The 23637-nt window shown below is 62.2% G+C and carries 21 protein-coding genes; 10 read left to right on the top strand and 11 right to left on the bottom strand.

What is annotated here, in order from left to right; genetic code table 11:
• Positions 1 to 217: 217 nt before the first annotated feature.
• The 4 genes from NKI46_RS23815 to NKI46_RS23800 are packed head-to-tail and all read right to left on the bottom strand — an operon-like array spanning position 218 to position 4292.
• Positions 218 to 859, bottom strand: a complete 642-nt coding sequence (locus NKI46_RS23815; protein WP_444849047.1) for an ABC-type transport auxiliary lipoprotein family protein — start codon at positions 857 to 859, stop codon at positions 218 to 220.
• 37 nt (positions 860 to 896) lie between these two features.
• On the bottom strand, positions 897 to 2270 hold the full coding sequence (locus NKI46_RS23810) for an MlaD family protein (protein WP_023715969.1): 1374 nt from the start codon (positions 2268 to 2270) through the stop codon (positions 897 to 899).
• Between the two features lie 14 nt (positions 2271 to 2284).
• Positions 2285 to 3103 carry an ABC transporter ATP-binding protein gene (locus NKI46_RS23805; protein WP_023694175.1) on the bottom strand — a complete coding sequence of 273 codons (819 nt, stop codon included), beginning with the start codon at positions 3101 to 3103 and terminating at the stop codon, positions 2285 to 2287.
• A gap of 1 nt (position 3104) precedes the next feature.
• Entirely contained in the window at positions 3105 to 4292 is a 1188-nt protein-coding gene (locus NKI46_RS23800) for an MlaE family ABC transporter permease (protein ID WP_023708615.1), read from the bottom strand.
• A gap of 77 nt (positions 4293 to 4369) precedes the next feature.
• Here NKI46_RS23800 and dgcA point away from each other — a divergent pair, with 77 nt between their 5' ends.
• Entirely contained in the window at positions 4370 to 5353 is a 984-nt protein-coding gene (gene dgcA, locus NKI46_RS23795) for an N-acetyl-D-Glu racemase DgcA (RefSeq protein WP_023734570.1), read from the top strand.
• On the opposite strand, the gene NKI46_RS23790 is transcribed toward dgcA, so the two are convergent.
• Both NKI46_RS23790 and NKI46_RS23785 read right to left on the bottom strand, forming a co-directional pair.
• On the bottom strand, positions 5324 to 6538 hold the full coding sequence (locus tag NKI46_RS23790) for an MFS transporter (RefSeq protein WP_023726894.1): 1215 nt from the start codon (positions 6536 to 6538) through the stop codon (positions 5324 to 5326). The two genes, dgcA and NKI46_RS23790, sit on opposite strands and share 30 nt — an antisense overlap.
• Before the next feature lie 104 nt (positions 6539 to 6642).
• Positions 6643 to 7458, bottom strand: a complete 816-nt coding sequence (locus NKI46_RS23785) for a UDP-2,3-diacylglucosamine diphosphatase (RefSeq protein ID WP_023739351.1) — start codon at positions 7456 to 7458, stop codon at positions 6643 to 6645.
• A gap of 120 nt (positions 7459 to 7578) precedes the next feature.
• On the opposite strand from NKI46_RS23785, the gene NKI46_RS23780 reads away from it, so the two are divergent.
• Both NKI46_RS23780 and NKI46_RS23775 read left to right on the top strand, forming a co-directional pair.
• Positions 7579 to 8358, top strand: coding sequence for an SDR family oxidoreductase (locus tag NKI46_RS23780; protein ID WP_023739352.1), 780 nt, complete (start codon positions 7579 to 7581; stop codon positions 8356 to 8358).
• Positions 8359 to 8517: 159 nt separating this feature from the next.
• Positions 8518 to 10842, top strand: a complete 2325-nt coding sequence (locus tag NKI46_RS23775; RefSeq protein ID WP_352459407.1) for an NADP-dependent malic enzyme — start codon at positions 8518 to 8520, stop codon at positions 10840 to 10842.
• Between the two features lie 5 nt (positions 10843 to 10847).
• On the opposite strand, the gene NKI46_RS23770 is transcribed toward NKI46_RS23775, so the two are convergent.
• Positions 10848 to 11468 carry a DUF1287 domain-containing protein gene (locus NKI46_RS23770; RefSeq protein WP_050593145.1) on the bottom strand — a complete coding sequence of 207 codons (621 nt, stop codon included), beginning with the start codon at positions 11466 to 11468 and terminating at the stop codon, positions 10848 to 10850.
• Positions 11469 to 11678: 210 nt separating this feature from the next.
• Here NKI46_RS23770 and NKI46_RS23765 point away from each other — a divergent pair, with 210 nt between their 5' ends.
• Positions 11679 to 12878, top strand: a complete 1200-nt coding sequence (locus tag NKI46_RS23765) for a DUF2865 domain-containing protein (protein WP_023739355.1) — start codon at positions 11679 to 11681, stop codon at positions 12876 to 12878.
• Here NKI46_RS23765 and gltX read toward each other — a convergent pair.
• Positions 12796 to 14169 carry a glutamate--tRNA ligase gene (gene gltX / locus NKI46_RS23760; RefSeq protein ID WP_023684934.1) on the bottom strand — a complete coding sequence of 458 codons (1374 nt, stop codon included), beginning with the start codon at positions 14167 to 14169 and terminating at the stop codon, positions 12796 to 12798. The two genes, NKI46_RS23765 and gltX, sit on opposite strands and share 83 nt — an antisense overlap.
• Positions 14170 to 14900: 731 nt before the next feature.
• Here gltX and NKI46_RS23755 point away from each other — a divergent pair.
• From NKI46_RS23755 to NKI46_RS23735, 5 genes are all read left to right on the top strand, one after another.
• Positions 14901 to 18665: a vitamin B12-dependent ribonucleotide reductase gene (locus tag NKI46_RS23755; RefSeq protein ID WP_352459408.1), complete on the top strand. Its 3765-nt coding sequence runs from the start codon at positions 14901 to 14903 to the stop codon at positions 18663 to 18665.
• Between the two features lie 92 nt (positions 18666 to 18757).
• Positions 18758 to 19123 (top strand): hypothetical protein, encoded by a 366-nt coding sequence (locus tag NKI46_RS23750; RefSeq protein ID WP_156951450.1) that lies wholly within the window; start codon positions 18758 to 18760, stop codon positions 19121 to 19123.
• A complete protein-coding gene (locus NKI46_RS23745; protein WP_352459409.1) occupies positions 19120 to 19746 on the top strand; it encodes an ImmA/IrrE family metallo-endopeptidase in 627 nt (208 codons plus the stop codon). The genes NKI46_RS23750 and NKI46_RS23745 overlap by 4 nt, the downstream gene beginning before the upstream one ends.
• A gap of 143 nt (positions 19747 to 19889) precedes the next feature.
• Positions 19890 to 20054: a hypothetical protein gene (locus tag NKI46_RS23740; RefSeq protein WP_023700822.1), complete on the top strand. Its 165-nt coding sequence runs from the start codon at positions 19890 to 19892 to the stop codon at positions 20052 to 20054.
• 102 nt (positions 20055 to 20156) lie between these two features.
• Positions 20157 to 20363 (top strand): type II toxin-antitoxin system HicB family antitoxin, encoded by a 207-nt coding sequence (locus NKI46_RS23735; protein ID WP_023669048.1) that lies wholly within the window; start codon positions 20157 to 20159, stop codon positions 20361 to 20363.
• A 23-nt stretch (positions 20364 to 20386) separates the two neighbouring features.
• On the opposite strand, the gene NKI46_RS23730 is transcribed toward NKI46_RS23735, so the two are convergent.
• From NKI46_RS23730 to NKI46_RS23720, 3 genes are read right to left on the bottom strand one after another with little or no spacing between them, the layout of a single operon-like run.
• On the bottom strand, positions 20387 to 20989 hold the full coding sequence (locus tag NKI46_RS23730; RefSeq protein ID WP_352459410.1) for a hypothetical protein: 603 nt from the start codon (positions 20987 to 20989) through the stop codon (positions 20387 to 20389).
• Positions 20990 to 20993: 4 nt separating this feature from the next.
• Positions 20994 to 21530, bottom strand: a complete 537-nt coding sequence (locus NKI46_RS23725; protein WP_352459411.1) for a hypothetical protein — start codon at positions 21528 to 21530, stop codon at positions 20994 to 20996.
• Positions 21531 to 21542: 12 nt separating this feature from the next.
• The gene (locus NKI46_RS23720; protein WP_352748163.1) at positions 21543 to 22514 is read right to left on the bottom strand and encodes a DUF3592 domain-containing protein; all 972 of its coding nucleotides are present in this window, start codon (positions 22512 to 22514) and stop codon (positions 21543 to 21545) included.
• A 163-nt stretch (positions 22515 to 22677) separates the two neighbouring features.
• Between NKI46_RS23720 and NKI46_RS23715 the strand changes: the two genes are divergently transcribed.
• Positions 22678 to 23619, top strand: a complete 942-nt coding sequence (locus tag NKI46_RS23715; RefSeq protein ID WP_352459459.1) for a phosphoribosylaminoimidazolesuccinocarboxamide synthase — start codon at positions 22678 to 22680, stop codon at positions 23617 to 23619.
• The last annotated feature ends 18 nt before the right edge of the window (positions 23620 to 23637 follow it).

The following is a 23637-nucleotide window of genomic DNA, read 5'->3' as shown; positions in this document are numbered from 1 at the left end:
TCTCCCGTATAGCGACGGGGTGAAGGGAGATGGCATCAGCCTCGCCGCCCATACTGCGACGGTGACAATTGGCGAAATCATTGGCGATGGCGTTCTTTCTCTTCGTCACTATACGGGGAGAAATGCCCGGCAGCGCAATGAGGGTCAGCGCGAACCTGCGATATTTGGTCGAGTGATGGCTTAACGCGACGAACGATCGTTCGAAGCCTCGACCGGCTCAGATCACCGAATCCGTCCAGCCCACAATATCCTTCGCCGCCTCGCCGAAGGCGCTGTCGAGCGCGTTGACATAGGCCGGATTGCCGCTGCCGGAGACGGGAGCGGATGCGGTAAAGCTCTTCGAGGCGCGCACCTCGCCGTTGCGGTCGTTCAGGATGCGTACGAAGAGATTGACCTCGGCATGCTCGCCGCCATTGACGCGGACTTCGAAGGAGCGGATCTCGACGATCACCTGGTAGTCGATCGCCAGCCCCTCGCCCGGCTTGCCGACGCCGGCAAAGCTTCCGGAGCGCTGGAAGGTTTCGGCGAGCCTCGCCTGCACGATCAGCGGCAGCCGGTCGGCCCATTGCGCGCCCTTGAGATACTGGATCGAGCGATCTGACGGCTTGATGACGATGTTCTGGCTGTCCAGCGCCTTGAGCGCGGAGGGCTGGGCGATCAGGATCTGGCGGCGGCTGTGGCCATGGGCGTCGATCGACGGGGCGGACAGCTCGAACGTATCGAGCGGCGCCGGCTTGCCTCCCAATGCCGCGCAACCAGCCAGCGTCAAGCCAAGCAAAACGACTGCCGATCTATACCCACCCAACCCGAACGTCACGCGTGATCCCCACTGTCCCCGGATCGTATGATGAATCCGCATCCGCGGTCCATGTAATTGCTGCGGGCGGGCACGGAAGTCAACGCCGTGCCCTGCCATCGAACTGCCGGACCTCGCCGTCGCCGCCCGACAGGATGCGCTGCGGGTTGCGACTGAGATCGGTCACCGCCTCTTCGATGCGGCTGATCGAACGCCGGCTGTCCTGGACCAGCGCCTCGACATTCGACAGGCCCTGGCCCGAGAAGCGCGCAATATTGTCGGTGATCGTGCCAAGCCGGGCGTTCAGCGTGTCGGCGACCTGCTTGAACGACTTCAGCGTGTCCCTGGCATCGGCCATGACGCCGTCGGCCTGGCCCGAACCGAGCAGCGTATCGACCCTTTTCAGGATGCCGTCGACGCGCACCGAGGCATCGTTGAGGCGCGACGCAAGCTGTTTGGCGTCCTTGATCGTCTCGTCGATGTCGTCGGCCCGGTCGGCGAACTTGTCGGTCACCTTGGCGATGTCGGCGGCGGCCTTGTTGGCGTTTTCGCTGGCCTTCTGAATGTTGGCGAGCGCCACGCGCACTTGTGCCGGATCGATGCCGTCGAGCACATTGTCGACCTTTGCCAGCGTGCCTTGCGTGCGCTTGGCGAAATCGTTGACCGAGCCGACCGCGGTATCGACGTTCTTGATCACGCCGTCGAGCTGTCCGCTGGTCTCCTTCAGATTGGCGGTGACGGCGTCCACATTGGCGACGATGCTCTTGATCTTGTCCTTGTCGACGGCATTGAGCAGGCCTTCGGCAGCCTTCAGTGTGCCGTCGAGCTTGCCGGAAACACCCTTCAACTCGTCCGACAGCGCGCTGACGGCGGTCAGGAACTTGTCGATGCCGTCGGCATTCCTGGCCAGCGCATCGGAAAATGTCTGGGCGTTCTTGACGGTCTGGGTCAGCGGCCCGCGCACATCCCTGGTGAACCCTTCTAGGTCGGAAAGCACCTTGTCGGCGCGGGTGAAGATGTTCTGCGCCGTCTGCAGCAGGTTGGTGACCGCTGACGGATTGGCGATGATCTCGGCCGTCCTGCCTTCCTTTGCCGCCTCTTCCAGCAGGTTCGGTTCCTTGGGATCGGCGCCCTTCAATTCGATGTTGACCTGGCCGGCAAGGCTGGCGATGCCGATATCGGCCTGCGTCGATTTGGTGAGCGGCGTTGTCTGGTCGATCTCGGTCGTAGCAATGGCGGCATTGGGGTCATTGCGGTCGAAATAGACGCGCTTGACCACCCCGACCTTGACGCCGTTGAACAGCACCAGACTGCCGGGGCCGAGGCCGGAGGCCGAACCCTGAATGCGCACGCGCAGTTCCGCCGTCTCGCCGCGATCACCGATCTGGGCGGTCCAATAGACGAACCCGAACGCCGCCAGGATCGCAGCCAGGGTGAAAATGCCGACAATTACGTAGTTGGCTCTGGTTTCCATTGCCCCACTTATGTCTATGCGCGCGCGGCAAGATCAAGTTGCCGAGCGCGTTTTCCGCGGAAATAGGATTTGACCCACGGTTCTTCGCTTTTCAGCATGTCGTCGATCGTGCCTTCGACCAGGATTTTCTTGTTGCCGAGCACCGCCACGCGGTCGCAAGCGGTAAACAGCGTGTCGAGATCGTGCGTCACCATATAGACCGTCAGATCCATCGTATCGCGCAACTTCACCACCAATTCGTCGAATTCGGACGCGCTGATCGGGTCGAGGCCGGAAGTCGGCTCGTCGAGGAAGACGATATCGGGGTCGAGCGCCAGCGCCCGTGCCAGGGCGGCGCGCTTGATCATGCCGCCCGAAAGCTCCGAGGGAAATTTCTGCGCGGCGTCCGGCGGCAGGCCGACCAGTTCGATCTTGAGCAAGGCCAGCTCGTCCATCAGTTTCTTCGGCAGATCGAGATATTCGCGCATCGGCACCTGCACGTTTTCCTGCACGGTCAATGCCGAAAACAGGGCACCGTGCTGGAAAAGCACGCCAAGCCGCATGTCGATGCGCAACCGCTCGATGTCGCTGGCCTTTTCGAGGTCGAGACCAAACAGCTTGATCGTGCCGGACTGCTTGTGCAGCAGGCCGAGAATCGTGCGCAGCAGCACCGATTTGCCGGCGCCCGAGGCGCCGACGAAACCGAGGATTTCGCCGCGCTTGATGTCGAGCGCCAGTTTGTCGAGGATCAGCTTGTCGTCCAGGGCAACGGTGATGTCGCGCACCGACAGCACGATATCGCTTTCGCCCGTTCCCTGCATAGCCTTGGTCGCCTTTGAGTTTCTGCGCATCATGTCAGAACTCGATCGATGCGTAGAAGATGGCGAAAAGGCCATCGAGGATGATGACGACGAAGATCGACTTCACCACCGAGGCGGTGACGTGCAGACCCAGCGATTCGGCGCTGCCGCCGACCTTCATGCCTTCAACGGAAGCAATGGTGCCGATGATCATGGCCATGAACGGCGCCTTGATCAGCCCGGCGAAGATGGTGCTGATATCGATCGCGCCGCGCAGCCGGTCGATGAAGGCCGTCGGCGCAATACCGGAATAAAGCCAGGCGGCTAGGATGCCGCCGCCAAGAGCGGCAAAATTGGCGACGATGGTGAGACAGGGCAGCGCGATCACCAGCGCCACCAGGCGCGGAAACACCAGCACGCCGATCGGGTTGAGGCCGATGACCTTCAGCGCGTCGACCTCCTCGCGCATCTTCATCGAGCCGATCTCGGCGGTGATGGCGCTGCCGGAGCGGCCGGCGATCATGATGGCGGTCATCAGCACGCCGAGTTCGCGCAGGATCAGCACGCCGACCAGATCGACAACGAAAATGTTGGCGCCGAAATAATTGAGCTGGTAGGCGCCCTGCTGGGCGACGATGGCGCCGACGATCGCCGACATCAGCACCACCACGGGGATGGCGCCGACCCCCATGCGATCGATCTGGTTGAAGATCGCCGCCGGATTGATGGCATGGCCGCGCCCGAGCTTCATCTGGGCGCCGCCGATGGTGGCGCCGAGGATGTTCATCGAGGCGAGGAAATCGTCGCGCATCTCATAGATGCGGCGGCCGACCGCCTCCAGCCCGCGGAGGATGATGTTGGGGCGCCGGACGCCGCGCGATTCGGGCTCGCGCCGGACAGCTTCGCCAACGGCGCCGAGCAGGATCGAGGCGACATCGCTTTGCCCCTGCATCTTGATCTCGACACCCTTCTTTTCGAAGACACTGACCAGGCGATCGATCAGCCAGGCGCCGGCGGTGTCCATCTTCTCGATGTGGGAAAGATCCAAAGCGAGCGTCTGGAAGCCTTTGCGCTGCTCGATCTTGCGCATCTCGGCGTCGATCAGCGCCACTGTCGTCGTCGTCCAGATGCCGGAGAAAGCGCAGCCGAGGACGCCGCCCTCCTCGCCGACCGCAACGCGGGGCTGGTGGTCGGCCTCCTTGGCGGCGTTGCCGCTTGCGTCGCGTTTGCCGATGGTCAACATGGCGTCCTGTTTAGCCTGACGGGTCGTACCTGTCGATTTGCCGACGACGCGTTGTCGCATAGCCGGAGCAGAAAATTATGGCGCGTGTCATTTCGGTTGAGGCCGAGCGTTTTCCCATTGCCGGCACCTTCACCATCTCGCGCGGGTCGAAGACCGAAGCCGAAGTCATTACCTGCACGATCAGTGATGGGGACAATCGCGGATGGGGCGAATGCGTCCCCTACAAGCGCTATGGCGAGACTATGGAGGGGGTGCGCGACGCCATCGAGGCCATGCGCCGGCAGATAGAAGGCGGCATCAGCCACAAGGACCTGCTCGATGCGATGCCGGCGGGTGCTGCCCGCAACGCCATCGATTGCGCCTTGTGGGACCTGGAGGCCAAGATCAGCGGCGTTGCGGTCGCGGACGCCATCCACGTTGTGCCCTTGTCGGCGCTGGAGACGGCCTACACGCTGTCGCTGGGCGAGCCGGAGGCAATGGCGGCGCAAGCCCGCGCCAATGCCGGGCGGCCGCTGCTCAAGGTCAAGATTGGCGGCGACAACGACATGGCCCGCATCCGCGCCGTGACCGAAGCGGCGCCCGACAGCCGCATCATCCTCGACGCCAATGAAGGCTGGATCGATGCCAACATCATCGAGAATCTCGCTTTCGCCGCCGAACATGGCATAGCCCTGATCGAACAGCCGCTTCCCGCCGGCCATGATGCCATCCTGCGCCACATCGCGCATCCGGTGCCGATCTGCGCAGACGAAAGCGTCCACGAGGCGAAGGACCTCGAAACGCTTGTCGGCCTCTATGACGCCGTCAACATCAAGCTCGACAAATCCGGCGGCCTGACCGCCGCCCTTACCCTTCGCAACCGCGCCCGGGAGCTGGGATTCGGCGTGATGGTCGGCTGCATGGTCGGCACGTCGCTGGCGATGGCGCCGGCAGTGCTTTTGGCGCAAGGCGCCGACTTCGTCGACCTCGACGGTCCGCTGCTGCTTGCCCGCGACCGCCAGCCCGGCCTCGTGTACCAGGGGTCGCTGGTGTCACCGCCTGACAGGATGCTGTGGGGCTGAACGCGCGGCGAGCCCGATCAGCGCCAGGCCGACGATGGCGATCGGGATCATCGCCAGGAAGCCGTCGACGCCGTAGCGCTCGTAAAGCGGGCCGGACGCCAGCGTCACCGCCGCCATGAAGAAGCCGTTGAAGAAATAGGCAATGCCTTGCGCCGCACCCGTGCGTTCTTCCGAAACCGTTTCGCCGATCATCTTCTGCAGGCCGATCAACACCATCGCCACCGACACCGAATGCAGGGTCTGGACGCCGAAGAAACCGGCAACGCCAAGCCCGAGTGGCCAGATCAACGGAAAGGCGATCCAGCGCACGATGGAGCCGACGCCGGCGATCAGCATCACCTTGACGACTGAGACGGAGGCAAAAATACGGTTGAAAAACACGAACATGCAGACCTCGGCCACCACGCCCCAGGCCCACAGCAGGCCAACGACGGAATCGCTGATGCCGACCGATTTCCAGTAGATTGAGACAAAGCCGTAGAGGAAGGCATGGCTGGCGGTGATGATGCCGACGCCGAGGGTGAAATACAGGAAATACGGATTGAGAAGGCTCGGCGCCTGATGCTGGATGTCGGCGGCCGAAAGCGGCGAAGCCCGGCGCGGGCGGCCAAGCCGCGGCGCCAGCAATCCGGCGACGAGCGCGGCAGACAATGCCGCAAAGATGATTACCGGCACGGCCTGCGGGCTCGTCCAGGCCAGGATAAAGCCGCCTGCGACGTTGGCGCAGAGATAGGAGATCGAGCCCCATTTGCGCATCGCGGTGTAGTTCGAGCCGAAGCGGCGCACGCCCGACAGCGCGAGCGAATCGGCGATCGGCGAATGCGGCGTCCACACCACCGTCAGCGCCAGCGATACGGCAAGCACCGCCGCATAGGTGGGAGTGAGGAAATAGCCGGCGGAAAGCACCATCGTCGCGGCCACCAGCGCAATATAGACATCGGCCCTGTCCTTCGCCCGGTCCGCCAGCGCGGTCAGCAGCGGCGTCGTCACCACGCGCAGGAACATCGGCGCCGCCAGGATGATGGCGATCTGCTCGGCGTGGAAACCCTGGGCATGCAGCCACAGCGGGAAATAAGGCACATGCGTTCCCAGCGACACGAATAATGTCGCGAAGATCAGACTCATGCGCAGTTCGAAATGGCGCGGCTTGACGAGTTGTTCGGGCGAGAGCGGCGGCAGCGACATGAATCGATCCAATTACGCTGCACAAAGGGCTGCAACGCAGATCGATCCCTTAACATGCGCGAAAGCGGTCCGAAACTGCCTGGGCCAGTCGATTAACAGGAGGGTTATGCCGCTTCGACGACCCTGTCTTCGATCAGCAAGGGGATGAGCGGCTCGTCCGGTGCTTCGGGCAGCACCAGCGCCCAGTGGATGATCTCCATCTTGCCGTCGAAATGTTCGACCACCGCCGTGCAGCTCTCCACCCAGTCGCCAGTGTTGATGTACTGCACATCCTCATAAGTCTCGATCGCGGCGTGATGGATGTGGCCGCAGATGACGCCGTCGACATGCGAGCGGCGGGCCTCCTCGGTCAGCACCGTCTGGAACGAGCCGATGAAGTTCACCGCCTTCTTGACCTTGACCTTGGCCCAGGACGAGAACGACCAGTAGGGAAGGCCGAGCATATGGCGGAGCCTCGTCACCACGCGGTTGACCACCATCGCGGCGTCATAGGCGTAGTCGCCGAGGTAGGCCAGCCAGCGTGCATTGTGGACGACGGTATCGAACTGGTCGCCGTGGATGACCAGCAGGCGCCTGCCATCGGCGGTTTCGTGGATGGCGCGGTCGGCAACGACGATGCCGCCGAAATGCACGCCTTGGAACTGGCGCGCGAATTCGTCGTGATTGCCGGCGATATAGGTGATCGAGGTGCCCTTGCGCGCCTTGCGCAGCAGTTTCTGGACGACGTCATTGTGGCTCTGCGGCCAATGCCAGCTGCGCCGCAGACGCCAGCCGTCGACGATGTCTCCGACGAGATAGATGATATCGGCGTCGTGATACCGCAGGAAATCGATCAGGAACTCGGCCTTGGCCGCCTTCGATCCGAGATGCAGGTCGGATATGAACATGCTGCGGAAAGTGCGGGTTTCTGTACCGGACATCAGATCGTCACCGTTGCTTTCGCGCAGGCTATGCCCCGATTCATGCAACAACCGTATGACGGTTGCGATTGGGCCAGCCAAAGGGCTAGCGTGCCGCGCCATTCACAGGAGAAAATCGTCATGGATCTTGGCATCAAGGGCAAGAAGGCCATCGTCTGCGCATCGAGCAAAGGGCTTGGCCGCGGCTGCGCCACGGCGCTGGCCGAGGCCGGCTGCGATCTCGTTGTCAACGGCCGCAATGCCGAGCTGCTGGCAAAAACCGCAGCCGAACTGCGCGAACGCTACGGCGTGAAGGTGACCGAGATCGTCGGCGACGTCTCGACGCCCGAGGTGCAGAAGGCGATCCTAGCCGCCTGCCCCGACCCGGATATCCTGGTCAACAACAATGGCGGCCCGCCCTTGCGCGATTTCCGCGAACTCGACCGCGCAAAGATCCTCGAAGGCGTGACGCAGAACATGGTGACGCCGATCGAACTGGTGCAGGCCGTCATCGACGGCATGGCCATGCGCGGCTTCGGCCGCATCGTCAACATCACCTCGCTGTCGGTCTACGTCCCGATTCCCGGCCTCGATCTGTCGTCCGGCGCGCGAGCCGGGCTGACTTCGTTCCTGGCCGGCGTGGCGCGCACGGTGATCGACCGCAACGTCACCATCAACAGCCTGCTGCCGGGCAAGCTCGACACCGACCGGCTGCGCGGCCCGCATGAGGCCGGCACGATGGAAGACCCGGCAGCGGCCGCAGCGCGCAAGACCCGCATCAGCGCCGACGTTCCGGCCAAGCGGCTCGGCACGCCGGAAGAGTTCGGCCAGATCTGCGCCTTTCTGTGCTCGGTCCATGCCGGTTATCTCACCGGCCAGAACATCCCGGTCGATGGCGGCCTCTATGTCAGCGCGTTCTGAAGGGCTCAGTGCATCCTCAGCAGGATTTCCGCGCAACCGTTTGAAACAATTCGGTCTTTTCGGCCCCGGTTCTTTTAGCCGCCCTTGCGTCATTTGGCGTCGCGAAAAACCATTTTTGCGTGCTAAAAGGCTGCAAAGCAGGTTTGAGGGAGCGGCCGCATGGAAGGCGAGAACAAGAAAACGGCACGTTCGGACCTCGACGAAGCCGCCCTCTACTTCCATAAGCATCCAAGGCCGGGAAAGCTCGAGATCCAGGCGACCAAGCCACTCGGCAACCAGCGCGATCTGGCGCTGGCCTATTCGCCTGGTGTTGCCGCCCCCTGCCTCGAAATCCGCGACAATCCGGCGACCGCCGCCGACTACACGGCGCGCGCCAATCTGGTCGGCGTCGTCTCCAACGGCTCGGCCGTTCTCGGCCTCGGCAATATCGGCCCGCTCGCCTCCAAGCCGGTGATGGAAGGCAAGGCGGTGCTGTTCAAGAAATTCGCCGGCATCGACGTCTTCGACATCGAGATCGACGCGCCGGGCATAGAGCGCATGGTCGAGACGATCTCGGCGCTGGAACCGACATTCGGCGGCATCAATCTCGAGGACATCAAGGCGCCCGAATGCTTCGAGGTCGAGGCGCAGTTGAAGGCCCGCATGAGCATTCCCGTCTTCCATGACGACCAGCATGGCACCGCCATCATCGTCGCCGCCGCGGTGCTCAACGGGCTGGAATTCGCCGGCAAGACCATTTCCGACATCAAGATCGTCACCTCAGGCGCCGGTGCGGCAGCGCTCGCCTGCCTCAACCTGTTGGTCTCGCTTGGCGCCAAGGTAGAGAATATCTGGGTCACCGACCGCTTCGGCGTCGCCTACAAGGGCCGCACCGACGAGATGGATCGCTGGAAAGACCCCTATGTGAAGGACACCGAGGCGCGCACGCTGGCCGATGTGATCCCTGGCGCCGACGTTTTTCTCGGCCTGTCGGCCGCCGGCGTGCTGAAGCCGGAATTGCTTGATCATATGGCGCCTAAGCCGTTGATCCTGGCGCTGGCCAACCCCAATCCCGAGATCATGCCGGAGGTCGCGCGCGCCGCTCGTCCCGACGCGATGATCTGCACCGGCCGTTCCGATTTCCCCAATCAGGTCAACAACGTGCTTTGTTTTCCTTACATCTTCCGCGGTGCGCTGGATTGCGGCGCCAGCGCCATCAACGAGGAGATGAAGATGGCCGCGGTCCGGGCGATCGCCGCGCTTGCCCGCGAAGAACCATCCGACGTCGCCGCCCGCGCCTATTCCGGCGAGACGCCGATCTTCGGACCCGACTTCCTTATCCCCTCGCCCTTCGATCCCCGCCTGATCCTGCGCATCGCGCCGGCGGTGGCCAAGGCTGCCTGCGACACCGGCGTCGCGACCCGGCCGATCACCGACTTCGCCGCCTATATCGACCAGCTCAACCGCTTCGTCTTCCGCTCCGGCCTGGTGATGAAGCCGGTGTTTTCGTCGGCCAAGGCGTCGACCGCCAAGCGCGTCATCTATGCCGACGGCGAGGACGAGCGCGTGCTGCGCGCAGCCCAGGTGGTGCTGGAGGAAGGCATTGCCGAGCCGATCCTGATCGGCCGCCCGCATGTCATCGAGGTCAGGCTGAAGCGCTACGGCCTGCGTATCAAGCCGGGCGTTGATTTCGGCCTGATCAACCCGGAAGACGATCCGCGCTACCGCCATTATGTCGACCTGTTGATCGAGCTTGCCGGCCGGCGCGGCGTGACGACGGAGGCCGCGCGCACCATGGTGCGCACCGACAATACGGTGATTGCCGCGCTGGCGCTGAAGCGCGGCGATGCCGACGCCATGATCTGCGGCCTCGAGGGCCGTTTCGAGCGGCATCTGCGCAATGTGACGCTGGTCATCGGACCACGCGCAGGCGTCAAGGACCGCGACCTGTCGACGCTGTCGATGCTGATCTCGCAACGCGGCATCATCTTCCTCACCGACACCCATGTCTCGGTCGACCCGACGGCCGAGGAGATCGCCGAAATGACCATTCTGGCGGCGGAGGAAATCCAGCGGTTCGGCATCGAGCCGAAGGCAGCGCTGCTGTCGCATTCGGATTTCGGCTCGCGCGATTCCCCCAGCGCGCTGAAGATGCGGCAGGCGGCGGCGATCCTGGCGCGAGTTGCGCCCGACCTGCAATGCGACGGCGAGATGCATGCCGATTCAGCCCTGTCGGAGCATCTGCGCCAGCGCGTCTATCCGCATTCGCGGCTGAAGGGCGAAGCCAATCTCCTGGTGTTCCCCAACCTCGACTCCGCCAACATCACGCTGACCGCGCTGCGCACGATGATGGATGCGCTGCATGTCGGGCCGATCCTGCTTGGCACCGACAAGCCGGCGCATATTTTGACGCCGTCGGTGACCTCGCGCGGCGTCGTCAACATGACGGCGCTTGCGGTGGTCGAGGCGGCGCACAAGGCACAGGCGGTGGTTCATTTCAACTGACGCCGTCAGGCAGGCACGAAACGGTAATGCCCGGTCTGCGTGAAGGCAAACAGCGTGTCCTCCTCGCGGGCGCCCGCCCCGATATTGTGGATGACCAGCGCTCGTTCCGGCACGTCCGCCGAGCGTTCGGATGAGACGATGACGATGTGCGGCAGGTTGCCGGGCAGCATCTGGGTGACGATATCGCCCGGCTGAAAGTCGGGAGGATACTCGCTGGCGGGCAAGGAAACTCCGTTGCGTCCGAAAAAAGCGGCAAGATTGCCGACCCGTCGGTGGTCGATGTTGCGGTCGGTCGATTTCAGGCCCCAGGTCTTGGGATAGGCGGCGAAATTGGCGGCCATATCCTCATGCACCAGTTTCTGCAGGTCGAGATTGAAGGCGCGGCGATAGGCGCGCACGATGACATCCGTGCACACGCCCCTATCCGGCGCGACGTCGCCGCCGGGATAGCCGAGGCGGACATAGGCCGGGTCGTAGAAGGTGGTGACGCCGATCTGCTCACGCGCGGCTTCGACCAATTTGCTGCGCCAGTCCGGAGCGGCTGGATTTTCCTGCGCCAAGGGTGCGGGCGCCGCCAGGCACAACAGACCGAACTGCAGCGCGGTTCGACGGGTAAGCGTGGTCATGCCCGGTCCCCGGGTTTTGCTGGATCGAGGGATAATTCCGGGGCGATTGCGCCTTTTTCATGCAGCGGTGAGATCGCACAGTTGCCGCTCTATCCAAACGCCTCCTTCAACGCGTCTATGGGCTAAGACCATCTTTGGTTGTAGATTGAGGGAACGATTAACCGCGAATCCGGTAGCATCGCGACAGGCAGGCAAGCGGGGTTTCGGGCAATGACGGGCGGACGATGGAGGCTGAAGCATCTGGCTGCGCTGCTCGGCGCGCTTGTGCTTTCGGCCGTCGCCACCACTGAACCGCAGGCCGCCTCCCGCGTTTGCCGTCAACTGGAAGCCGAGCTTGCTTCTTCATCGAATGGCGGCGGCAATTCCAGCATGGTGCGGAAGTATGACAAGGCCATCTCCCGCCAGTTCGAACAGCTATCAAAGGTGCGCGGTCGTGCGAGCGATGCGAATTGCGGGTTTTCGCTGTTTTCGCGCAATGTCAGCCAATGCGCTGCGCTGAACAGCAGCATCGATCGCATGAACGCCAATCTCGACGCGCTGCAAGCCAAGCGCGCCCAGCTTGCCGGCGGCGGCTCGCGGCGCGACCACGGCCGCATCCTGGCCGCGCTCGACGCCAATGGCTGCCGCGACGAGCCCGCGCCGCGCCTGCGGGAGCCGCTGCAAGAAGCCAGCCGCGAACCGGATGACGGCAATTTGTTCGACCAGCTTTTCGGCGGCAGCCGGCAGATTGACACGCTCGACCAGCCCGACGATCCCGGCGAGGAGCGCAATGTGCGCCGGGTGCTCAATCAGCCCGGCGTGCCGGATTTCCCGACGGTCGGCGGCGAGTTCCATACGAGCTGCGTGCGCACCTGCGACGGCTATTTCTTCCCGATGTCGAACTCGGCTTCGCTCGGCGATTTCGAGCGCGACCAGAAGAATTGCGAATCGAGCTGCCCCGGCACCGAAATGCAGGTGTTCTATTCGCGCGGCATGGAAGACGATTCGGCCAACATGACGTCGTCGGTGACCGGCAGGCCCTACAGCGAGTTGCCGACCGCCTATCTCTACAAACAGCCCAACATGTCGCGGCCGCTGGCTTGTGGCTGCAATGCGCAGGCCGGAAATTTCGAGATCATCGGCGGCAACCCGCCACCGCCCGACCAATCGCAGCCTGATACCGAGACAACGCCATTCATTCCGGTGCCGGCGGCCAAACCCGATCCGGGCGCGGATCCGGAGACGCTGGCCAATATGCAGGGCGGGCTCGACCGCGCTGCCATCAAGCGCCTTGCCGTCAAGCCGGTGGTGTCGCCGGTGTCGCTGATCCCGCCGGACCAGCGCAAGGTCAGGGTCGTCGGGCCAGCGTTCCTTCCCGACCCAGCAGCGGCAATAGATCTGCAAGCTCCGGCCCGGAAGCAAGTCCGGTAAGCGCCAGTCTCAGCGGCATGAACAGCGCCTTGCCCTTGCGGCCGCTGGCTTCCCTGATCCTGGCCGTCCAGTCCTTCCACACCGTTCCGGTCCACGGCTCTTCCGGCAACAGGTCGAAGGCCTGCTGCAGGAAGTCGCGATCCTCGTCGGAAAATTCCGGCGCGGGCTGCGGGCCGTCGGCAAGGATGCGCCACCAGCCGACCGCGTCGCTCAGCCGGTCGAGATTGCCGCGCACCGCCAGCCAGAACGGCTCGGCCTTGTCGCCGGAGATGCCGAGCACGATCAGCCGATCCCGCGCCTCGGAAAACGGCATGTGGTGCATGAGCGCACGATTGAGCACGAACAGCTCGTCCGGGTCGAATTTGGCCGCCGATTTCGACGTGGCGGCGGGATCGAAGCGCGCGGCCAGTGCCGGCATGTCATGCACCGCTGCGACATTTTCCGAGGTGCCGACAAGGACGGCCAGCGAAGCCACAGCCATCGGTTCGATGCCCTCCTCGCGCAGGCTTTCGATCGACAGCGCACCGCTGCGCTTCGACAGGCCCTCGCCCGAGGCCGTGGTCAAGAGATTGTGGTGGCCGAAGACAGGCGGCTCGGCGCCCAATGCCTTGAACAGCGCGATCTGCACGCCGGTGTTGGTGACGTGGTCGTCGCCGCGGATGACATGACTGACCCCCATCTCGATGTCGTCGACGACCGAAGGCAGCGTGTAGAGATAAGTGCCGTCCTCGCGCCGCAGCACCGGATCGGACAGTGAGGCCAGATCGACGGTTTCCTCGCCGCGCACCAGATCGTTCCAGTGCACTTCGGTGCGTTCGGGCTGCAGCGGATCGCTGGTGAAATTCGGCAGCAGAAAGCGCCAGTGCGGCCGGCGGCCATCGGAGCGGTATTCGGCGATCTGCTGCTGCGAAAGCGCCAGCGCCTCGCGGCCATAGACCGGCGGCAGGCCGCGCGTGCGGCGCACCTTGCGGCGCAGGTCGAGTTCTTCGGGGGTCTCGTAGCAGGGATAGACAACGCCGGCTCTCTGCAGCCGCTCCACCGCCGCGTCGTAAGTTTCGAAGCGCCGCGACTGGTATTCGGTGGCGTCGGGAAAAATCCCCAGCCAGTGCAGGTCGTAGAGGATGGCGTCGGAAAATTCCTGCCTCGAGCGGGCAATGTCTGTGTCGTCGAAGCGCTGAATGAAACGGCCCTTGTTGTTCATGGCAAACAGCCAGTTGAACAAGGCGGTGCGGGCATTGCCGATATGAATGCGGCCGGTTGGTGAGGGGGCAAAACGGACGGTAACTGTCATGGGCGGGGCGTAACGGATGCTCTTGGAATTGACAAGACGCGCCCCCGCGCGACGCCAAAGACATAATGCACGCCAGCTAAAATGAAAAGGCTGTGAGCCAGAATCCGGCCGGGCCTGTCTCGGGTGAACCGCTCACCAGCGGTCCACGCCGGCAGAATCGGGCTTTCCTCAGCGGCTTTTTGTCCCCGTTATCCACATATGTGACACACAAGATGTTGGGGTCACAAAAGCTACGCAAACGAATCCTTGACGACGCAAACCGAGTCGCCTTTTATGTGCCATGTGCTCTTGTTGAGGGCGCGACCGGAGAGTTTCGAGCCCGGTCATTTTCCCGGATTTTGTGCGTTTTGGCCATGATTTCCGCCTGTTTACGAGGCTGGCGGAAGCGTTGGATCGTGGGGGCTTCGGGAGCGAAAAGGGAGATTTGTCGGACTGGAATAAATTGTCTGTTAACACTATATTTAGTGTTTGCAGGCAGGTTCGACGCTAGATAGTGTGAATTTCCCTCGGTCGAGGGAATCGAGGAAAAATTCAGTTTTGAGGGACCCGCAGGGTTCGGCGCAGAGTTGGAACAGCGGCTTCGTAAGAAGCTCGACCAGCAAGGCGACGAAGACTGCCACAAGGAGAGCCGGTGTTTTCGAACGCCGGCAGACGGCGGACATGCGCGTTTCGCATTGGGGGCAGAAATCCCCGGGGAAAAGCGCTATATATAGACAAAAGGGACCGGACCAATGCGCATCGAGCGTCGTTTCACCAAGCCAGGCCAATCAGCTTACGCGGAGATCGAATTCCGCAAGGCGCTTTCGGAGATCAAGAATCCGGACGGCTCGGTGGTGTTCCGCTTGGACAATATCGATGTGCCGGCGCAGTTCTCGCAGGTTGCCGCCGACATCCTGGCGCAGAAGTATTTCCGCAAGGCCGGCGTGCCCGCGCGCCTGAAGAAGGTCGAGGAGAACGACGTCCCCTCCTTCCTGTGGCGCTCCGTCGCCGACGAGGCCGAGCTTGCCAAGCTGCCGGAAGCCGAGCGCTACGGTTCCGAAATCGACGCCCGCCAGGTCTTCGACCGGCTGGCCGGCACCTGGACCTATTGGGGCTACAAGGGCGGCTACTTCAAGTCGGAAGAAGACGCGAGCGCCTTCCGCGACGAACTCGCCTATATGCTCGCCACCCAGCGCGTTGCGCCGAACTCGCCGCAATGGTTCAACACCGGTCTGCACTGGGCCTACGGCATCGATGGTCCGAGCCAGGGCCACTATTATGTCGACCCGTTTACCGGCAAGCTGACCAAGTCGAAGTCCTCCTACGAGCATCCGCAGCCGCATGCCTGTTTCATCCAGGGCGTGCAGGACGATCTCGTCAACGAAGGCGGCATCATGGACCTGTGGGTGCGCGAAGCGCGCCTGTTCAAATACGGCTCGGGCACCGGCTCCAATTTCTCCATGCTGCGCGGCGAAGGCGAAAAGCTGTCGGGCGGCGGCCGTTCGTCCGGCCTGATGAGCTTCCTCAAGATCGGCGACCGCGCGGCGGGCGCAATCAAGTCGGGCGGCACCACGCGTCGTGCGGCCAAGATGGTCATTGTCGACGCCGACCATCCCGATATCGAGGAATTCATCGACTGGAAGGTCAATGAAGAGCAGAAGGTGGCGTCGCTGGTCACCGGCTCCAAGATCGTGAAAAAACATCTCGAAGCGATCATGAAGGCCTGCATCAATTGCGAAGGCCATGATGACGATTGCTTCGACCCGTCGATCAACACCGCGCTGAAGCGCGAGATCAAGGCGGCCAAGAAGTCGGCCGTGCCGGAGAACTACATCTACCGCGTCATCCAGTTCGCCAAGCAGGGCTACACCGCGATGTCGTTCAAGACCTACGACACCGACTGGGATTCCGACGCCTACCTCACCGTTTCCGGCCAGAACTCCAACAATTCGGTGTCGCTGAAGGACAACTTCCTGCGCGCCGTCGAGGAGGATGCCGACTGGCATCTGACCGCCCGCAAGGACGGCAAGGTGCTGAAGACGCTGAAGGCACGCGACCTCTGGGAAAAGATCGGCTACGCCGCCTGGGCTTCGGCCGATCCGGGCCTGCATTTCAACACGACGATGAACGACTGGCACACCTGCGCTTCGGCCGGTGCGATCCGGGCGTCGAACCCGTGCTCGGAATACATGTTCCTCGACGACACGGCCTGCAACCTGGCCTCGATCAACCTGCTGCCCTACCGCAATGCCGACGGCACGATCGACATCGCCGCCTACGAGCACACGGTGCGGCTGTGGACCGTCGTCCTCGAAATCTCGGTGATGATGGCGCAGTTCCCGTCGAAGGAGATCGCCAAGCAGTCCTACGAATACCGCACGCTCGGCCTCGGCTATGCCAACATTGGCGGCCTGCTGATGACGTCCGGCATTCCCTATGACTCCGACGAGGGCCGCGCCATCTGCGCAGCGCTCACCGCCATCATGACCGGCACTGCCTATGCCACCTCGGCCGAGATGGCTGGCGAGCTCGGCGCCTTCGCCGACTACGACCGCAATGCGCAGAACATGCTGCGCGTGATGCGCAACCATCGCCGCGCTGCCTATGGCGAAAAGGGCGGCTATGAGAAGCTCGCCGTCAATCCGGTGCCGCTGGTCGCGTCCGACCTGAAGCAGCAGGAATTGGCCACGCACGCCAAGGCTGCCTGGGACCGCGCCATCGAACTCGGCGAAGAGCATGGCTACCGCAACGCGCAGGCGACCGTGATTGCGCCGACCGGCACGATCGGCCTGGTCATGGATTGCGATACCACCGGCATCGAGCCCGACTTCGCGCTGGTGAAGTTCAAGAAGCTCGCTGGCGGCGGCTACTTCAAGATCATCAACCGCGCCGTGCCGGAAGCGCTGCGCACGCTGGGCTATTCCGAGAGCCAGCTCGCCGAGATCGAGGCTTACGCTGTCGGCCACGGCAACATGAACCAGGCGCCGGCGGTCAACCCCGGCTCGCTCAAGGCGAAGGGTTTTACTGACGACAAGATCGCGGCGCTCAATGCGGCGCTGAAGTCGGCCTTCGACATCAAGTTCGTCTTCAACCAGTGGACGCTGGGCGCCGACTGGGTGAAGGAGACGTTCGGCTTCACCGACGAGCAGCTCAACGACTTCTCGTTCGAGATGCTGCCGGCGCTCGGGTTCTCCAGGAAGGACATCGAAGCCGCCAACATCCATGTCTGCGGTGCGATGACGCTGGAAGGCGCGCCCTTCCTCAAGGCCGAGCATCTCGCGGTGTTCGACTGCGCCAGCCCGTGCGGCAAGATCGGCAAGCGCTCGCTGTCCATCAACAGCCACATCCAGATGATGGCGGCGGCACAGCCCTTCATCTCCGGCGCCATCTCCAAGACCATCAACATGCCCAACGATGCGACGGTGGAAGACGCCAAGGGCGCCTACATGCTGTCGTGGAAGCTGGCGCTGAAGGCCAACGCGCTCTATCGCGACGGCTCGAAGCTGTCGCAGCCGCTCAATTCGTCGCTGCTCGCCGACAGCGAGGACGACGAGGACGACGCGGTCGAGCAGTTGATCGCGGCGCCCGCTTCACAGCGTGCCGTGCAGGTCACCGAGAAGATCGTCGAGCGCGTCATCGAACGCCTCTACCGCGATCGTGAAAAACTGCCGAATCGCCGCAAGGGCTACACCCAGAAGGCAGTCGTCGGCGGCCACAAGGTCTACCTGCGCACGGGCGAATTCGACGACGGCCGCATCGGCGAGATCTTCATCGACATGCACAAGGAAGGCGCCGCTTTCCGAGCGATGATGAACAACTTCGCCATCGCCATCTCGCTTGGCTTGCAATATGGCGTGCCGCTCGAGGAATTTGTCGAGGCCTTCACCTTCACCAAATTCGAGCCGGCCGGCATGGTGCAGGGCAACGACGCGATCAAGAATGCGACGTCGATCCTCGACTACGTGTTCCGCGAACTCGCCGTGTCCTACCTCGGCCGCCACGACCTCGCCCATGTCGACCAGTCGGATTTCGACAAGACGGCGCTCGGACGCGGCATCAACGAAGGCAAGGCGACGCCGTTCTCGAAGGGCCTTACCCGCGGCGCCTCGCCGGTCAAGTTGGTGTCTGGCTTAGGTGGCGAACCCAAGGGTTTTGCCGGATCACCTGCCGGAGCCCCTGCCCGGGTCACTCCAACTGCGTTCTCAGGCTCCAACGTGCTGGCGCTTAAACCAGCAAGCGACGAAGCCATCGCCTACAAGCGCGACTATGAGGAGCGAGCCAAGGAACTGGTCGAAGATATTGTTTCCGAGGAGGCAGCCGATCCCACCGGGTTGTTCACCGACGAAGCAGCGAAAGAAGCGGCCGAGGCAAAGGCGCTTGCCTCTACGCGGCGTCAGCAATCCTTGATGCAAGGCTACACCGGCAACGAATGCTCGGAATGCCACAACTTCACCATGGTGCGGAACGGCACCTGCGAGAAGTGCGATACTTGTGGTTCGACGAGCGGGTGCAGTTGACACGAACGAACCTCTCTGCCGCCAACGCGGCAGAGAGGTTTTTTTTGAGGGAGAGTTTCACCTACAGGTGAAAAAGATAGGGAAACATAAAGATGGTCGAAAAAACTCTGACGGCATTTGGGTCCGCATGCCGGGAAATCAGAATGGCACGAAGGTTGCGGATGATTGATCAAGCAAAGGAGTTCAAGTGTTCGCCGTCATTTATCTCCGCTGTCGAGACTGGGGGAAAACAAGTTCCAGAGGGGTACGTAGAAAACTTTGGAAACTGGTTGAAATTGGACATCGTTACGAGAAAGCACCTACAGGCCCTCGCAGATGCCCGCATTAATGTTATTCGCTTTACGCCAATAAACAAAGAACGCGCAGCTCTTGCTAGAAGGTTATTTAGGAAGATCAACAAGATGTCCCCAGACGAGATACGAAAACTGGACGCAGAACTCCCAGGAGATGACAGATGAGTCATGACTATTGCGTATCCGCCAAGAGTCGCGCTGAGATCGAGATATTAGCAGCGGCATGGCGCCAAGCACTTCGCATAGGCACTACTTGCCAAGCACCTGATATGGTTAGTGTCCTTGAAAATGAAATGCCCCGGCTTTTTGGCGATTTCGCACTAGTTGTCAAAGATGACCACCTGATGGACGGAGCGGAAGGGTATACCGAATTTGATCCGCCTTGCGTTGTCTTGTCAGGCACAACGTATCAATCCGCCGCGAACTTTGAAGGCCGCGGCAGGTGGACTGTGGCCCATGAGCTAGGGCATTTGGTTCTTCACAAATCGGCCGTTCCCCTTGATCGAGCCCCTAGGCGATATTCTCAGATGAAAGAGTTACCTGCGTACGCGAGCGCAGAATGGCAAGCTAACGCGTTTGCCGCCGGTTTTCTTATGCCGGAGACTCTAATTCGTGACTTCACCGACGTTTTGGAAATCATGCCGTTCTTTGCTGTGAGTAGGACAGCCGCCGAGAAACGCCTCCAAAATCTTGGCATCTCAGAGCCACATATAATTCCGCATCAGGTCAAGACGGCAATTACAGGAATGCAAAGCAAAGCCGCAGAAATACCAAAGCCGGCTCGTTAGAGCCGGCTTTGGATACCGCGAACAGGCCGGAGCCTACGCGGGGCGACGAGATCGAAATCCCATCTCCTCTAGCAAGGTTATCATATGGGGAGTCGGTTCTCGGAGTCGAGGTAGCTCTGGCAACACAGAGGAAAGATACCCAAATGGCCACCAATGAACGTAAGACTTTCGACATTGGACGAAGCTCAAAGAGCGGCCAATTCATTTCTGTGAAAGAAGCCGAGCGCCGCCCGAACACGACCACAGTCGAGCGTGTCCCCAAGCCCGGCTACGGGGACACCAAGAACGAACCGCCGCGCAAGAAGTAACATTGATAGGCGAAGTTTGCCGGGCGCGTCACCGCGGCCGGCAAGCCGTTTGAGGAAATTGCGCCAGGCGCCTCAAGCAGTCCGGTTTGAAGGAGTGACTATATGCGTTACGCGGTGGTGATTGAAAAAGCAGGCAACAATTTCTCTGCCTATGTGCCGGACCTACCCGGCTGCATCGCAACTGGTGCTACCGTGCCAGAAGTAGAAATCGAAATTCGCGACGCTATACGCTTTCACATCGAGGGCTTGCGCGCCGATGGGCTGGAGGTGCCCAAAGGAATCAGTCTCGCTGAATATGTAGAGGCATAAGCGGTAACCTTCAGGACAACCTCCTACCGCGCCCTTAGCGTCTGCTCGTCGAACAACGGCTCGTCCTGCCCCGCCCGAACGAACAGCACCCTCCGCCCCTCGCCCGCCGGCACCTCGAAGTACTGGATGCCGTCGGGCATTTCGCCCCAGTCGCCGCAGGGTGGTTCGGGAACGTCATCACTCACCACCGCTTTCAGCTCTTTGGCATAGGCAGCATCAGGGCTGAATGTGTAGCGTTTGACGCCGGTGGGCACGGCGCCCTCGGTGTAGGGCGTCAGCACGCAGCGGGCGCTGACTGATTTGTCGGTCTTTTCCAGCAACAGTCGCAGCACTGCGGCCTCTGCGGTTTCGCCGGATTGAATGTCGAACACCTCGACCAGCGGATCGGGCGTGCCGCCATCGCTGTATTTGATGGCGAGCGCATTGCCGGCGAACTCGAAATGGATCTGGCGGAAGCCGAAATCGCAGCGCTGCGCCCAAGCGGCCAGCCCAACCGTCTTGTCGGCCATTTTTTCCCAGACGCATTTGTCGATCGGCGGGCGCGACGGCGACGGCTCGTCCGCATATGCAGCGGCTGATATCGCCGCGGCGGCAAACAGCACGCAAATCCAGACAATCGATCTCATGGCGCTATTCATCGCTGCATCCTGTCAATGTGAAGGCATCCCAGGCCGAGCCGTCCGGATTGGCATTGGCGAAATCGGCAAATTCGGTGAAGCCCGCGCCGAAATCGGGCAGCAACAGCCCTTTCGGCGCCGGTGTCGCTTCGCGTGAATTCAGCTGCTCGGCTCCGCCTCCGGTCAAGGCATAGACCTGGCCCATCCATATCCGGCACATCCCGCTGCCGTCCTCCAGCCCCACTTCGCGGTCGTCGTCGGTGCAGGCATGGCGGATGGTGCCGAGCGGAAACGAATTTTTGCCATCGGTCCAGGTGATGTCGGCCGGCAAGCGCGTGTCGGTGTTGGGCACGGTCACCGAAAACGCTTCGGCCGTCAGTGCCGCCGGCTCATTGTTCAGCGGCCGGAATTGCATCACCGCGCCCGAACGCGGCTCGCGGTAGGTGGCATGGCTGAGCAGACATTCCTTTGCGCTCGCTGCCTGCACGGCGTCGAGCAGAGCCAGGCAAACGACGGCCAGCCTGCGGACGATCATTGGATGTCTCGTCATGAAAGTGGCGCCTCAGATAAAACCGACCAGCCAAGCCGCGCCGCCCAAAAACGCGGCCGAACAGACCCACAGCAGCCAAAGCCCGCGCACCCTGCATTCGAGCACTGCCGAGGCGGGGTTGGCTGGGTCGTAATGCACGTCGACCTTGCCGCCCTCGGCATAGCTGCGCGCCTGGCCGCTGACGAGGCCGGGCATTGAAGCGGTGACCGTGGCGCCGAAGGTGACGCGGTCTGAGGTGTAGTGCTGGCCTGCGACGCCGTAGCTGTACACGATGCGGGATTTGAAGACGGTGCTCCAGCGTCGATGGCTGCTGTAGTTTCGCAGCGTCTGCAGGCCCGAGGAGTCAATGCGGCCGGGGGCGACCAGCCATTTTGCCGCCTGCTCGGCAAGCGACTTCTGGACGAAGGCCATGCGCAGGATCATCAGCCCCATGAACAGCAGCAGCGCTCCGGCGCCGAGGTTCTGCGGCTTGGGCAGGTGCGGCCGGATCGCCTCCAGCACGCCACCGAGCGAAAACACCAGCACCACCGTGCCGATCACCAGCCCGGCCGAGAGCTTGACCATGAACTTGAAGGCGCCGTCCGGCAGGGTGCGTTCGATCACGGCCTTGCCCGGATCGGCCGGATTGTAGAAGACGGTCACTTCAGCGCCGGTGGGAAACTGCGCCAGGGTTTCGGTGACTTCGAAATTCCCCAGATTCTCCTTCACGCTGTAGCGCGAGCTTTGAAATTTCTTTTTACCGACCTTGTATTCGAAGGTGACCGCCGGAAAATTGCGCATCTCGGTGGTGTCGCTGCTGTCCGAGCCGACGCCCGACCTTCTGACTTCACGCGCCTCGACGCGCGACGAGATGATCTTGCCCGGCGCCGGCAGCCAGTGGCTCATCGCCTGCACCTCGCGCCATTTGACGAAGGTGATGAACGACAGACCGCCCGCGATCGCGCAGGCAAATCCGACAATCAGAAATTTGAGCTCTACGTCCACCGCGTCCCCCAGGAGTGCCGGAAGCTGCAAATAGATAGCACGGCGAAGGCAATGTCTTGATTATTCGCAAAGGACGAACCGCCCTTCCTCGGGTATCGAAGCCCCGCCAACTTTGTTAAGAGTCGCCCAAACTGTTAGGAGCCATGAGACCAGGATGACAGCACTGCGCGTTCTCTCGGATGCCTTCATTCCGGAACTCCCGAACCACTACAAAGGCAAGGTCCGCGAGAATTACGATCTGCCGGATGGCCGCCGCATCATCATCGCCACCGACCGGCTGAGCGCCTTCGATGTGATCCTGACCGCTGTCCCGCTCAAGGGCGAACTGCTGACCCAGACGGCGCGCTACTGGTTCGAGGAAACGGCGGACATCTGCCCCAACCATGTGCTCGATTATCCCGACCCCAATGTCGTCGTCGGCACCAGGCTCGACATTCTGCCGGTGGAAATCGTTGTTCGCGACTACCTCGCCGGCACCACCAGCACTTCGGTGCTGACGAAATACAAGAACGGCGAACGCGATATGTACGGCATCCGCCTGCCGGACGGACTGCGCGACAATGAGAAGCTGCCGCAGGCCATCATCACGCCGACCAGCAAGGCGCTCGATGGCGGCCATGACGAGCCCTTGACGCGTGACGAGATCCTGACGCGCGGCCTGTTGTCGGAAGAGCAATGGGACACCGTCTCGCGCTATGCGCTGGCGCTGTTTGCGCGCGGCAAGGCGTTGGCCGCCAAGCGCGGCCTGATCCTGGTCGACACCAAATACGAGTTCGGCACGGACAAGGATGGCGCCATCGTCCTTGCCGATGAAATCCATACGCCCGATAGCAGCCGCTACTGGCTTGCGGCAAGCTATGAGGAGCGCTTCAAGGCAGGCGAGCGGCCGCAAAGCTTCGACAAGGACTTTATTCGCGCCTGGGTAACCGCGCGCTGCGATCCCTACAAGGACCGTATTCCGAAAATCCCCGCCGAACTCATCGAGCAGACGTCGCGTGTCTATACGCAGGCCTTTGAGACCATCACCGGCAAGACCTTCACCGCTGATAGATCGGGAAAGACGGTGCTGGACCGCATTCGCGAGAACCTGCGACCTTATTTCTGACGGCGGCTGGCGGCCGCC

It is taken from the genome of Mesorhizobium sp. M0615, from assembly GCF_040320805.1.
In the GTDB taxonomy this organism is placed as follows: Bacteria; Pseudomonadota; Alphaproteobacteria; order Rhizobiales; family Rhizobiaceae; genus Mesorhizobium.
Note: the sequence above shows the minus strand (reverse complement) of the source record. Positions and strands in the feature narration are given on the sequence as shown.